This window comes from Ramlibacter sp. JJN2-2R (assembly GCF_057747835.1).
In genome coordinates, this window is the sequence record NZ_CM173226.1 from 15353 (window position 1) to 28261 (window position 12909).

12 protein-coding genes are annotated in these 12909 nt (G+C 69.8%); 4 read left to right on the forward strand and 8 right to left on the reverse strand.

Annotation, left to right across the window (positions count from 1 at the left end; translation table 11 throughout):
- Position 1: 1 nt before the first annotated feature.
- Genes gatB through gatC form a run of 3 tightly spaced genes read right to left on the reverse strand, consistent with a single transcriptional unit; the run spans position 2 to position 3230 of the window.
- On the reverse strand, positions 2-1447 hold the full coding sequence (gene gatB / locus AC3ANR_RS00070; protein ID WP_488289844.1) for an Asp-tRNA(Asn)/Glu-tRNA(Gln) amidotransferase subunit GatB: 1446 nt from the start codon (positions 1445-1447) through the stop codon (positions 2-4).
- Entirely contained in the window at positions 1444-2934 is a 1491-nt protein-coding gene (gene gatA / locus AC3ANR_RS00075) for an Asp-tRNA(Asn)/Glu-tRNA(Gln) amidotransferase subunit GatA (RefSeq protein WP_488289845.1), read from the reverse strand. The genes gatB and gatA overlap by 4 nt, the downstream gene beginning before the upstream one ends.
- Positions 2931-3230: an Asp-tRNA(Asn)/Glu-tRNA(Gln) amidotransferase subunit GatC gene (gene gatC / locus AC3ANR_RS00080; protein ID WP_488289846.1), complete on the reverse strand. Its 300-nt coding sequence runs from the start codon at positions 3228-3230 to the stop codon at positions 2931-2933. Before gatC ends, gatA begins: the two co-directional genes overlap by 4 nt.
- Positions 3231-3372: 142 nt before the next feature.
- On the opposite strand from gatC, the gene AC3ANR_RS00085 reads away from it, so the two are divergent.
- The 4 genes from AC3ANR_RS00085 to mrdA all read left to right on the forward strand — a co-directional run bounded on the left by AC3ANR_RS00085 (position 3373) and on the right by mrdA (position 8208).
- A complete protein-coding gene (locus tag AC3ANR_RS00085; RefSeq protein ID WP_488289847.1) occupies positions 3373-4416 on the forward strand; it encodes a rod shape-determining protein in 1044 nt (347 codons plus the stop codon).
- A gap of 114 nt (positions 4417-4530) precedes the next feature.
- Positions 4531-5469: a rod shape-determining protein MreC gene (gene mreC / locus AC3ANR_RS00090; protein ID WP_488289848.1), complete on the forward strand. Its 939-nt coding sequence runs from the start codon at positions 4531-4533 to the stop codon at positions 5467-5469.
- Positions 5466-5984 (forward strand): rod shape-determining protein MreD, encoded by a 519-nt coding sequence (gene mreD / locus AC3ANR_RS00095; RefSeq protein ID WP_488289849.1) that lies wholly within the window; start codon positions 5466-5468, stop codon positions 5982-5984. The genes mreC and mreD overlap by 4 nt, the downstream gene beginning before the upstream one ends.
- A 112-nt stretch (positions 5985-6096) precedes the next feature.
- A complete protein-coding gene (gene mrdA / locus AC3ANR_RS00100; RefSeq protein ID WP_488289850.1) occupies positions 6097-8208 on the forward strand; it encodes a penicillin-binding protein 2 in 2112 nt (703 codons plus the stop codon).
- A gap of 37 nt (positions 8209-8245) precedes the next feature.
- On the opposite strand, the gene AC3ANR_RS00105 is transcribed toward mrdA, so the two are convergent.
- From AC3ANR_RS00105 to AC3ANR_RS00125, 5 genes are read right to left on the reverse strand one after another with little or no spacing between them, the layout of a single operon-like run.
- Positions 8246-9454: an ABC transporter substrate-binding protein gene (locus AC3ANR_RS00105; protein ID WP_488289851.1), complete on the reverse strand. Its 1209-nt coding sequence runs from the start codon at positions 9452-9454 to the stop codon at positions 8246-8248.
- A 59-nt stretch (positions 9455-9513) separates the two neighbouring features.
- The gene (locus AC3ANR_RS00110; RefSeq protein WP_488289852.1) at positions 9514-10506 is read right to left on the reverse strand and encodes a branched-chain amino acid ABC transporter permease; all 993 of its coding nucleotides are present in this window, start codon (positions 10504-10506) and stop codon (positions 9514-9516) included.
- A 2-nt stretch (positions 10507-10508) separates the two neighbouring features.
- A complete protein-coding gene (locus tag AC3ANR_RS00115) occupies positions 10509-11375 on the reverse strand; it encodes a branched-chain amino acid ABC transporter permease (protein WP_488289853.1) in 867 nt (288 codons plus the stop codon).
- A 16-nt stretch (positions 11376-11391) separates the two neighbouring features.
- Complete coding sequence (locus AC3ANR_RS00120) at positions 11392-12108, reverse strand: ABC transporter ATP-binding protein (protein WP_488289854.1); 717 nt, start codon at positions 12106-12108, stop codon at positions 11392-11394.
- Complete coding sequence (locus tag AC3ANR_RS00125) at positions 12105-12887, reverse strand: ABC transporter ATP-binding protein (protein WP_488289855.1); 783 nt, start codon at positions 12885-12887, stop codon at positions 12105-12107. Before AC3ANR_RS00125 ends, AC3ANR_RS00120 begins: the two co-directional genes overlap by 4 nt.
- Positions 12888-12909 lie beyond the last annotated feature (22 nt).

Below are 12909 nucleotides of genomic sequence, written 5' to 3' on the forward strand. Positions count from 1 at the left end.
TTCAGCCCCCGAGCTTCCTGCGCAGCAGTTCGTTGACCTGGGCCGGGTTGGCCTTGCCCTTGGTGGCCTTCATCGCCTGGCCGACCAGGGCGTTGAACGCCTTGTCCTTGCCGGCCTTGAACTGCGCCACGTTGTCGGCATTGGCGGCGAGGATCTCGTCCAGGATCTTGTCCAGCGCGCCGGTGTCGTTCATCTGCCTGAGGCCCTTGGCCTCGATGACCGCGTCGACGTCGCCGCCCTCGCCGCTCCAGAGCGCGTCGAACACCTGCCTGCCGGCGTTGTTGGAGATGGTGCCGTCGGCGATGCGCCCGACCAGCGCGGCGAGCGTGGCGGCCGGCACCGGCGCCTGCTCGATGCCGATCTCCTGCGCGTTCAGCCGCCGCGACACCTCGCCCATGATCCAGTTGCTGGCCAGCTTCGCCTGGCCGGAGGCGCGGGCGGCCGCCTCGAAGTAGGCCGCCATCGCCGGGGTCTGCGTGAGCGTGGTCGCGTCGTACTCGGGCAGGCCGTAGTCGGCCACGAACCGCGCGGCCATCGCGCGCGGCAGCTCCGGCATGCGGCCCCTGACCTCCTCCACCCACTCGCGCGCCACCACCAGCGGCGGCAGGTCGGGGTCGGGGAAGTAGCGGTAGTCGGCCGCGTCCTCCTTGGTGCGCATGGCGCGCGTCTCGCCGGTGTCGGGGTCGAACAGCACGGTGGCCTGCTCGATCGCGCGGCCGTCCTCCAGCTCCTCGATCTGCCAGCGGATCTCGTAGTCGATCGCCTGCTGCATGAACTTGAAGCTGTTCAGGTTCTTGATCTCGCGCCGGGTGCCCAGCGGCGCGCCGGGCTTGCGCACCGACACGTTGGCGTCGCAGCGGAAGCTGCCTTCCTGCATGTTGCCGTCGCAGATGCCGATCCAGGTGACGATCTTGTGCAGCTCGCGGGCGTAGGCCACCGCCTCCTCGGTGGAGCGCATGTCCGGCTCGGTCACGATCTCCAGCAGCGGCGTGCCGGCCCGATTGAGGTCAATGCCCGACTGGCCGACGAAGTCCTCGTGCAGCGACTTGCCCGCGTCCTCCTCGAGGTGGGCGCGCACCAGCCGCACCGATTTCTTCTCATCGCCCAGGAAGAACTCCACCACCCCGCCCTGCACGACGGGAATCTCGTACTGGCTGATCTGGTAGCCCTTGGGCAGGTCGGGATAGAAGTAGTTCTTGCGCGCGAAGATGCTGCGCGGGGCGATGGTCGCGCCGACGGCCAGGCCCAGCTTGATGGCGCACTCCACCGCTCCCTTGTTCATCACCGGCAGCGTGCCGGGCAGCGCCAGGTCGACCGCGCAGGCCTGCGTGTTCGGCTCGGCGCCGAACGCGGTGGACGCGCGGCTGAAGATCTTGGAGCGGGTGGCCAGCTGGGTGTGGGTCTCGAAGCCGATGACGACCTCGTAGCCCTGGACGAGCTTGCTCATTGCTGGCCCTCCCCTTCGACACCGCCCAGGACAGGCGGCTTGCGCAGGTGGAAGTCGGTCGCCTGCTGGAACCGGTGCGCCGCGTTGAGCAGGCGGGACTCCTGGAAGTAGTTGCCCAGCAGCTGCAGCCCCACCGGCATGCCGCCCTCGCCGAAGCCGCAGGGCAGGCACATGCCGGGCAGGCCGGCCAGCGAGCCGGGCAGCGTGAAGATGTCGGCCAGGTAGTTGGCGACCGGGTCGGACTTGGCGCCCAGCTTCCACGCCACCGTGGGCGCCGCCGGGCCGGCAATCAGGTCGCACTCGCGGAACGCGCGCTGGAAGTCGTCGGCGATCATCCGGCGGATCTTCTGCGCCTGCAGGTAGTAGGCGTCGTAGTAGCCGTGCGAGAGCACGTAGGTGCCGATCATGATGCGGCGCTTGACCTCGTCGCCGAAGCCCTCGGCGCGCGTCTTCTTGTACATGTCCAGCAGGTCGGTGTACTGGGCGGCGCGGTGGCCGAACTTCACGCCGTCGAAGCGCGAGAGGTTGGACGACGCCTCGGCCGGCGCGATGATGTAGTAGACCGGGATCGACAGCTCGGTGCGCGGCAGCGTGATCTCCACCAGCCTGGCCCCCAGCTTGACGTACTGCTGCAGCGCCGCATCGATGGCGGCGCGCACGTCGGCGGACAGGCCCTCGCCGAAGAACTCCCGGGGCACGCCGATGCGCAGGCCCTGCAGCGAGTCGCCCAGCGAGCGGCCGAAGTCCTCGGCCGGCAGGTCCAGCGAAGTCGAATCGCGGTCCGGATCGGGGCCGCACATGGCCGACAGCAGCAGCGCGCAGTCCTCGGCGCTGCGCGCCATCGGGCCGGCCTGGTCCAGGCTGGAGGCGAAGGCGATCATCCCGTAGCGCGAGGCGCGCCCGTAGGTGGGCTTGATGCCGGTGACGCCGCAGAACGAGGCCGGCTGGCGGATCGAGCCGCCCGTGTCCGTGCCGGTCACCGCGGCGGCCAGGCGCGCCGCCACCGCGACGGCGCTGCCGCCCGAGGAGCCGCCGGGGACGCGGCTGGTGTCCCAGGGGTTCCTCACCGCACCGAACGCCGAGTTCTCGTTGGCCGAGCCCATGGCGAATTCGTCGCAATTGAGCTTGCCCAGCGTCACCGTGCCGGCCTCGGCCAGCAGGCGCACCACCGTCGCATCGAACGGCGAGCGGTAGCCGGCCAGCATCTTCGAGCCGGCCGTGCTGGGAAAGTCGCGGGTGACGAAGATGTCCTTGTGCGCGATCGGCACGCCCAGCAGCGGCGCGCCGTCGCCGCGGGCCAGGCGCTCGTCGGCCGCCCGGGCCTGGGCCAGGGTGACGTCCTCGTCGACGGCCAGGTACGCGCCCAGGCCCTGGTGCGCCTTGGCGCGGGCCAGGAAGTGGCGCGCCGCCTCGGCGGCCGAGACGTCCCGGGTCTTGAGCCGGCGGGCCAGGTCGGTGACCGACAGGTCGTGCAGGTCGGCCGTCATTCGATCACCTTGGGCACCAGGAACAGGCCGCGCTCCACGGCCGGCGCGCTGCGCTGGTTGGCCTCGCGCTGGTCGGCCTCGGTGACCCGGTCCTCGCGCAGGCGAAGCTGCACGTCCTGGATGGCGGCCACGGGATGCGCGAGCGGCTCGACGCCGGCGGTGTCCACGGCGCGCATCGCCTCCACGATGGAGAAGAAGCCGTTGATCTGCGCCAGCATGCGCTCGCTCTCTGGCGGCTGCAGCTCCAGGCGCGCGAGGTGCTGGATGCGACGGATGTCGTCGGGGGTCAGGGCCATGGTCGGAGACGGGGGACGAAACCAGTTGTAAGCGCAACAGTCGGGGCCTGTCGCGCTGCAGTTATTCACAGGGGATCAGGTATTATCCCGCTTTGGTGACGGCCCCCTCGAGGGCCGCTTTCGCAGAAGAAGAGGATCCCCCATGTTCGGAGCGTTCCGTCGGTACCTGTCGACCGACCTGGCCATTGACCTGGGCACCGCCAACACGCTGATCTTCGTCCGGGACAAGGGGATCGTGCTGGACGAGCCCTCGGTGGTCGCCATCCGCCACGAAGGCGGCCCGCAGGGGAAGAAGACCATCCAGGCCGTGGGCCACGAGGCCAAGGCCATGCTGGGCAAGGTCCCCGGCAACATCGAGGCGATCCGCCCGATGAAGGACGGCGTGATCGCCGACTTCACCATCACCGAGCAGATGCTCAAGCAGTTCATCAAGATGGTGCATCCGCGCTCGGTGCTCAAGCCCAGCCCGCGGATCATCATCTGCGTGCCCTGCGGCTCCACCCAGGTGGAGCGCCGCGCCATCCGCGAATCGGCGCTGGGCGCCGGCGCGAGCGAGGTCTACCTGATCGAGGAACCCATGGCCGCCGCCATCGGCGCCGGCCTGCCGGTGTCCGAGGCCAGCGGCTCGATGGTCGTGGACATCGGCGGCGGCACCACCGAGGTGGGCGTCATCTCGCTGGGCGGCATGGTGTACAAGGGCAGCGTGCGCGTCGGCGGCGACAAGTTTGACGAGGCGATCATCAGCTACATCCGCCGCAACTACGGCATGCTGATCGGCGAGCCGACGGCCGAGGCGATCAAGAAGAACATCGGCTCCGCCTTCCCCGGCAGCGAGGTCAAGGAGATCGAGGTCAAGGGCCGCAACCTCTCCGAGGGCGTGCCGCGCTCGTTCACGATCTCGTCCAACGAGATCCTGGAGGCGCTGACCGATCCGCTGAACAACATCGTCTCGGCGGTGAAGAACGCCCTCGAGAGCACCCCGCCCGAGCTGGGCGCCGACATCGCCGAGCGCGGCATGATGCTCACCGGCGGCGGCGCGCTGCTGCGCGACCTCGATCGCCTGCTGGCCGAGGAAACCGGGCTGCCCGTGCTGGTGGCCGAAGACCCGCTCACCTGCGTCGTGCGCGGCTGCGGCATCGCGCTCGAGAGCATGGAGCGCCTGGGCTCGATCTTCACCAGCGAATGACGCGATGAGGCCGCGGCGCGGCACGACCCGGCTGCAGCGCAGCGTCCAGGGCTGCGCCACCGTCCATCGCCCGCCCCGCCTACCGACCACCGCGCGCAGCGACTTCCCCGCGCCATGCCGTTAGGCACCCTCGATCGCAACCCGCCGCCCTTCTTCAAGCAGGGCCCCTCGGCGCTGTCCAAGCTGATGGTGTTCAGCTCGCTGGCGCTGTTCCTGATGGTGGCCGACACCCGCTTCAAGCTCACCCAGCCGCTGCGCGCCGGCGTGGCCACCGTGCTGTACCCGGTGCAGTGGGTGGCGCTGCAGCCGGTGCTGGCTGTGCGCACCGCGGGCGAGTACCTGATCTCGGTGCGTAGCGCTCAGATCACCGAGGCCGCCGCGCGCGTCAAGCTCGCCCAGCAGTCCCTGCGCGCCAACCAGGTCGAGCAGCTCGCGCTCGAGAACGACCGCCTGCGCAAGCTGCTGGGGCTGCGCGAGCGGCTCGCCACGCCGTCGCAGGCGGCGGAGGTGCTCTATGACGCCGCCGACCCGTACACGCGCAAGGTGGTCATCGACAAGGGGATGGCGCAGGGCCTGCAGGAGGGCTCGCCGGTGATCGACGAATCGGGCGTGCTCGGCCAGGTCACGCGCGTGCACCCGCTGATCAGCGAGGTGACGCTGATCACCGACCGCGACCAGGCCATCCCCGTGCTGAACACCCGCACCGGCGCGCGCAGCGTGGCCTACGGCGACCCCAGCGGCGCCCACGAAGGCGCGCTGGAGCTGCGCTTCATGGCCGGCAACTCGGACGTGCAGGCGGGCGACCTGCTCACCACCAGCGGCGTCGACGGCGTCTATCCGCCCGGGCTGCCGGTGGGCAAGGTCGCCAAGGTCGAGCGCCGGGCCGACTCCGCCTTCGCCCGCATCTACTGCGTGCCGCAGGCGCTGGTCGACGGCGCCCGGCACGTGATGGTGCTCAAGCCGGTGTCGGCCCAGATCCCGCAGCGCCCCCCCGCCGAGCCGGCGCTGCCGCAGGGGGCCAGGAAGAAGGGCCCCGGGGGGGTGTCGCCATGATCATGCGCCCCGGCCAGCAGCTGCTGCTGCCGGCCAATCCGTTCTTCATCTGGACCAGCCTGGTGCTGGCCCTGCTGGTCAACATGCTGCCGCTCGGGCGCACGCCGTGGATGCCCGACGTGCTGGCGCTCACGCTGGTGTTCTGGAGCGTGCACCAGCCGCTGCGCGTGGGCATCGGCGCCGCGTTCCTGTTCGGCATCGCGATGGACGTGCACCAGGCCTCGCTGCTCGGCCAGCACGCGCTGGCCTACACGGCGCTGAGCTTCTTCGCCATCACCATCCACCGCCGGCTGCTGTGGTTCACGGTGCCCTCGCAGGCGGTGCAGGTGCTGCCGCTGTTCGTGGCCGCGCACGCCATCGAGCTGGCCATCCGCATGATCGCCGGCGGCATGTTCCCCGGTGTCTCGTTCCTGCTCGCCCCCGTGATCGAAGCCCTGCTCTGGCCCGTCGTGAGCATCATCCTGCTCGCGCCGCAGCGCCGCGCGCCCGATCCGGACGAGAATCGGCCCTTGTGAGACCTTGCGGGACAGACCAGGAGGGCCGCGCCGCGGCACGCTTGCCCTGTCCTCAACTGATTAGAGTGCTCGAACCCGCACGCCATCGGCGCGCAAGCGCCGGCACGAATCCATGACCGAACTCAGGAACGTCGAAGCCGACCTCTCGCGCTTTCGCGCGCGGGTGCTCGCGGCCAGCCTGGTGGTGCTGGTGTGCTTCGTGCTGCTGGCCAGCCGGCTGGTGTACCTGCAGGTGTTCCGCCACGAGGACCTGAGCGAGCAGGCCGAGAACAACCGCACCTCGATCGTGCCGATCGTTCCCAACCGCGGCCTGATCCTGGACCGCAACGGCATCGTGCTGGCCACCAACTACTCGGCCTACACGCTGGAGATCTCGCCCACCCGCCTGACCGATTCGCTGGACCGCACGATCGACGCGCTGGCGCAGGTCATCGACATCCAGCCGCGTGACCGGCGCCGGTTCAAGAAGCTCTTGGAGGAGACCAAGGGCTTCGAGTCGCTGCCGATCCGCACCAAGCTCACCGACGAGGAAGTGGCGAAGTTCACCGCCCAGCGCTACCGGTTCCCCGGCGTGGACATCAAGGCCCGCCTGTTCCGCAACTACCCGTGGGGCGAGCTGGCCAGCCACGTGATCGGCTACATCGGCCGCATCAACCAGGCCGAGAAGGCGCAGCAGGACGACTGGTCGGACGAGGACCAGGCCAACTACCGCGGCACCGAGTACATCGGCAAGCTGGGCGTGGAGCACAGCTTCGAGCGGCAGCTGCACGGCACCACCGGCGTCGAGCAGGTCGAGACGTCGGCCGGCGGGCGCGCCGTGCGCAAGCTGGCCAGCAGCCCCGCGACGCCGGGCAACACGCTCAAGCTGGGCATCGACATCCGGCTGCAGAAACTGGTCGAGGACCTGTACGGCAACCGGCGCGGCGCGCTGGTGGCGATGGACCCGAAGACCGGCGAGATCCTGGCGTTCGTCTCCAAGCCGACGTTCGACCCCAACCTGTTCGTCGACGGCATCGACACCGAGAACTGGCAGGCCCTGAACGAGTCGATCGACAAGCCGCTGCTGAACCGGGCGCTGCGCGGCACCTACCCGCCCGGCTCGACCTTCAAGCCGTTCATGGCGCTGGCCGCGCTGGAGACGGGCAAGCGCCGGCCCGAGCAGGCCATCTCCGATCCCGGCCACTTCTGGTTCGGCAACCACAAGTTCCGCGACGACAAGCCCGAGGGCCACGGCACCGTCGACATGTACAAGTCGATCGTGCAGTCGTGCGACACGTACTACTACCTGCTGGCCAACGACATGGGCGTGGACCTGATCCACGACCAGCTCTCGCACTACGGCTTTGGCGAGTACACGGGCATCGACATCGCCGGCGAGTCGCGCGGCCTGCTGCCCTCCACCGAGTGGAAGCGCCGGGCCTACAAGCGGCCCGAGCAGCAGCGCTGGTACGCCGGCGAGACCATCTCGCTGGGCATCGGCCAGGGCTACAACAACTTCACCATCCTGCAGATCGCCAACGCCATCGCCACGGTGGCCAACAACGGCGTGCGCATGAAGCCCCACCTGGTCAGCGAGATCGTGGACATCAGCACCCACCAGGGGCAGAAGATCGCCCCGGTGGAAGCCGACCCGCTGCGCGTCAAGCCGGAGAACCTGGCCGTCATCCGCAAGGCGCTGGTCGGGGTGAACATCGAAGGCACGGGCGCCGCCGCGTTCCGCGGCGCGGGCTATACCAGCGGCGGCAAGACCGGCACGGCGCAGGTGATCACGATCGCGCAGAACCAGAAGTACAACGCCTCGCAGCTGGACGAGCGCCACCGCGACCACGCGCTGTACATGGCCTACGCCCCGGCCGAGGACCCGAAGATCGCGCTGGCGATGGTGGTGGAAAACGCCGGCTTCGGCGGCGCCAACTCGGCGCCGATCGCGCGCCGCGTGTTCGACTACTGGCTGATGAACCTGTACCCGAACGACGAGGACATCGCCGCGGTGCAGAAGGGCCAGGCGCAGGCCCCGATCGGCAAGCCACGCAATGCCGCCGACGTCGGCTGGCCGCCCGGCAGCGGCAATGCGGCGGCGAGCGCCGCTGCAGCGGCCGCCTCCGCCGCCAACGCGCCTGCTTCGGCGCCGGCACCGGCGGCGGCAGCCCGCGCGCCCGCGTCCGCCGCCACCGCCTCGATTCCGGCCGCCAGCGCGGTCGCGGTGCGCGCGCCGGCGCGTTAGGCCCCAGGCGCCACGCCGTCGCGCAGCGGCGGCACCGCTACTGCGAGCCGCCCAGCACCTGGCCGAACAGCACCCACTGCTTGCCGTCGAACCTGGACAGCTGGGCCTGCTCGACCGGCGCGTGGTCGCTCGCGCTGGTGTTGAGCGTGATGCCCGGCAGCAGCAGCCCCGACTTGAAGTTCCTGACCGCCTCGGCCTGCTTGCGGATGTTCTCGCGCGACAGGTCGTTGCCGCACTGCTTGAGCACCTGCACCATCAGCTGCGCGGCGATCACGCCGTAGATGTTGCTGGCGTCGGCGACGTTGCCGTCGCGGTAGTACTTGCCCATGAAGCCGCGCCACTCGAGCATGGCCGGGTCGTCCTTCCACTGCGGGTCGTTGGCGTCCTTGTAGTACTGCACCGTGATCAGCCCGACCGACTTGTCCAGGCCCGCGGGCGTGAGCACCGAGCCGACCGACGCGCCGACGTTGTTGATGAAGTGCAGCGGCTTCCAGCCCGAGTCGGCCACCTTGCGGATCGACTGGGCGGCGAACTTGGGCGTGGTGATGTTGATCAGCGTGTCGGCGCCCGAGGCCTTGAGCGTGAGGATCTGCGAGTCCACGGTCGGATCCGTCACCTCGTAGGTCTGCTCGGCCACGATCATCTTGCCCTTGTCGCCGGCCAGCACGCGCTTGACGCCCGCCAGCACGTCCTTCCCGTAGTCGTCGTTCTGGTACAGGATCGCGATCTTGGCGTTGGGCTTTTCCTTCAGGATGTAGCGCGCGTAGATCTCGCCCTCGGTCTGGTAGCTCAGGTTGAAGCCGAAGGTGTACGGGAAGCCCTTGGGGTCGTTCCACTTGGTCGCGCCGGTGGCCACGAACAGGTGCGGCACCTTCTTGGCGTTGACGTACTTGTGGATCGCCGAGTTGCTGGGCGTGCCCAGGGTCTGGAACAGCGCCACCACCTCGTCCTGCTCGACCAGCTTGCGCACCTGCTCCACCGCCTTGGGCGGGCTGTAGCCGTCGTCGACCGACAGCAGGTTGACCATGCGGCCGTTGATGCCGCCCTGGTCGTTGATCATCTTGAAGTACGCCTGCTGCACCTTGCCGATGGTGCCGTAGGCCGAGGCCGGGCCGCTGTACGGCATGGTCTGCCCGAGCTTGATCTCCTTGGCCTGCGCGAATGCGCCGGCCGGCAGCAACGAGCCACCGAGCGCGAGGCCAGCGGCGATGACGACGGTACGACGGGGAATCCTGGGGGATGTCATGGTCCTTCCTTTCCAGTCACACGAGACAGCACACTTGCACATCGCGGCCCGCGGGCGCGCTACCGGTTGCCCAGGCGGTGCCGCACGAAGCGCACGAGACCGGCCACGCCGGTGGGCATGAGGTACATGAAGCCGATCAGGAACACCCCGTAGATCGCCCACGGGGCGGCCTTGGAGATCTGGTCGGCCAGGTTGGGGATGAACTGGATGAACAGCGCGCCGTAGAACGCGCCCGAGATCGACGCCAGCCCGCCCACCACCACGCCCACCAGCAGCGTGAGCGACAGGAAGATGGAGAACGAGTCCGGCGAGGCGAACTGCACCGCGATGGCCGCCAGCGCGCCGGCGATGCCGGTGTACAGCGCCGACACGCCGAAGGTGAGCGATTTGTACAGGGCGGTGTTCACGCCCATCGCCTGCGCCGCGGTGGGCTGGTCGCGGATGGCGATCAGGGCCCGGCCGACGCGCCCGCGCAGCAGGTTCCAGCCGGCCACGAACAGCACCAGCACCCAGGCCAGGGTGAAGAAGTACAGCCACTGGTCCTGCGACAGCGGCACGCCCGCGGGCGGGTCGGGCTTGATGATCACCACGCCCATCGCCCCGCCGGTCCAGTGCTCCAGCGCCTTGTGCTTGAGGATCTGCGGCATGGCGACGCCCAGCGCGAAGGTGGCCAGCGCCAGGTACAGACCCTCCAGGCGCAGCGCCGGCAGGCCGAACAGGAAGCCGGCGACGAAGCACGCCAGCCCGGCCAGCGGGATGGTGGCCCAGTACGGCAGGCCCGCCTGGTCCATCAGGATGGCCGCCGTGTAGGCGCCGATGGCGAAGAACGCGCCGTGACCCAGCGAGATCTGGCCGTTGAAGCCCGTGAGCATGTTGAGCCCCAGGATGGCGATGGCGTAGGCCAGCGCCAGCGTGAGCTGGAACACGCGGTAGTTGCCGAGCACGAACGGCAGCACGCAGGCCAGCACCAGCAGCACGGCCAGGCCGGCGAGCTGCGCCCGGCCGAGCGACGGGCGCGGCTTGGAGGCGGGTTGGGTGAGGTCCTTGTCCATCGTCACACCCGCGCCACGTGGACCTTGCCGAACAGCCCCGAGGGCCGCACCACCAGCACCGCGACGATGATCATCAGGGCCACGGTCAGCTTCAGCTCGGTGCCCAGGTACATGCCCACGATGTTCTCCAGCACGCCGACGATGAAGCCGCCGAGCACCGCGCCGCCGGGGCTGTCGATGCCGCCGAGCAGCGCGCCGGCGAAGGCATACAGCAGGATGCCGCCCATCATGTTCGGCTCCAGGAAGACGATGGGCGCGACCATCATGCCGGCGATGGCGCCGATGGCCGATGCGAGGCCCCAGCCCAGCGCGAGCATCCAGCCCACGCGCACGCCCACGAGGCGGCTGGACGCCGGGTTCTGCGCGGCGGCGCGCATCGCCAGGCCCAGCGGCGTGAAGCGGAAGAAGCCGAACACGAGCAGCAGCACGACCAGCGTCACCGCCATCGAGCCGACCTCGTGGCCGGACAGGAACCCGCCGATGCCGGCGTCCGACGGGAACGGGCTCGGGAAGGGCTTGATCGTGTAGCTGTAGATCCAGCCGGCCAGGCTGTTGAAGATCACCAGCAGGCCGATGAAGACGATGACCACCGACAGCACCGAGCCGTTCTCCACCGGGCGCACGATCACCCGCTCGATGACGACGCCGCCGCCGAAGGCCACCGCCACCGTGAGGAAGAACGCCACCCAGTACGGCAGGCCGGCCTGGATCAGCGTCCAGGCCAGGTAGGTGGCGAACATCGCGATCTCGCCCTGCGCGAAGTTCACCAGGTGCGTGGCCTGGTAGATCATCACCAGCGCCAGCGCCACGCTGGCATAGATGCCGCCGGTGGCCAGCCCCGAGAGCACCTGGTGCAGCAGCAAGTCCATGGGGTGCCGGTCCTCCTCAATAGCCCAGGTACGAGCGCCGCACCGACTCGTCGTTGCGGATCGATTCGGCGCTGCCGGAGATGACCACGCGGCCGGTCTCCAGCAGGTAGGCGTGGTCGGCCAGGCGCAGCGCGAGCGCGGCGTTCTGCTCGACCAGCAGCATGCTGGTGCCCTGGCTGCGGTTGATCTCGCCGAAGATCTCGAACAGCTCCTGCACGATGCGCGGCGCCAGGCCGAAGGACGGCTCGTCCAGCAGCAGCAGCCGCGGGCGCAGCATCAGCGCGCGCGAGACGGCCAGCATCTGCTGCTCGCCGCCGGAGAGCGTGCCGGCCTGCTGGCGCAGCCGCTCGCGCAGGCGCGGGAACCAGGCGAACACGCGCTCGCGGTCGGCCTGCACCTGGTCGCGGTCGCGCCGCGTGTAGGCGCCCAGGCGCAGGTTCTCCTCCACGGTGAGGTTCATGAAGGTGCCGCGGCCGTCGGGCACGTGGGCGACGCCCAGGCGCACGATGGACTCGGTGGGCTTGCCGTCGATGCGCTCGCCGCCCAGCAGCACCTCGCCCTGCGTGCGCACCATGCCGCACACGGCGCGCAAGGTGGTCGTCTTGCCCGCGCCGTTGGCGCCCAGGATGGTGGTGATGCCGCCCTGGCGCACGTCGAAGTCGATGCCGTGCAGCACCCGGGTCGGCCCGTACTGCGCGTGCAGCGCCCGCACCTGCAGCAGCGGCTCGCTCATGCCTCGGCCCCCAGGTAGGCGCGCACCACGTCCGGGTTGGCCTGCACGTCCGCCGGCGTGCCGTCGGCGATCTTCTTGCCGAAGTCCAGCGCGATCACCTGGTCGGACACGCGCATCACCATGTTCATGTGGTGCTCGACGAGCAGGATGGTCAGGTGCAGTTCGCGCTGGATGCGGCGCAGCAGCAGGCGCAGCCCGTCGACCTCCTCGTGGTTCAGACCCCCCGCGGGCTCGTCGAGCAGCAGCAGCTTGGGCTGGCTCATCAGGGCGCGGGCGAACTCGACCCGCTTGGCCGTGCCGAACGGCAGGTCGGAGACCGGCCGATGGGCCACCTCGCCGAGCTCGAGCAGCTCGATCAGCACGCGCGCCTGGTCGGCCAGCCGGTGTTCCTCGCGCCGCACGTGCGGCAGCCGCAGCGCGTTGGCGACGAAGCCGCTGCTGCTGCGGCAATGGCCGCCCACCATGACGTTGTCGCGCACGCTCATCGTGCGGAACAGGGCCAGGTTCTGGAACGTGCGGCCGATGCCCAGCGCGGCGATGCGGTGCGGCGCCTGGCGCTCCAGCGGCGCGCCCTCGAACAGGATGCTGCCTTCGCTGGGCACGTACAGCCGCGACAGGCAGTTGAAGAGCGTGGTCTTGCCGGCGCCGTTGGGGCCGATGAGCCCGGCGATGGTGCCGGGGGCGACCGCGAACGACACCGCATCCAGCGCCGTGATGCCGCCGAAGCGGACCGTGACGCCGCGGACGTCGAGCAGGGGCGGTGGGGATCCGGGGGGCATCGGGCGGTGGTCGTCCTCGGTC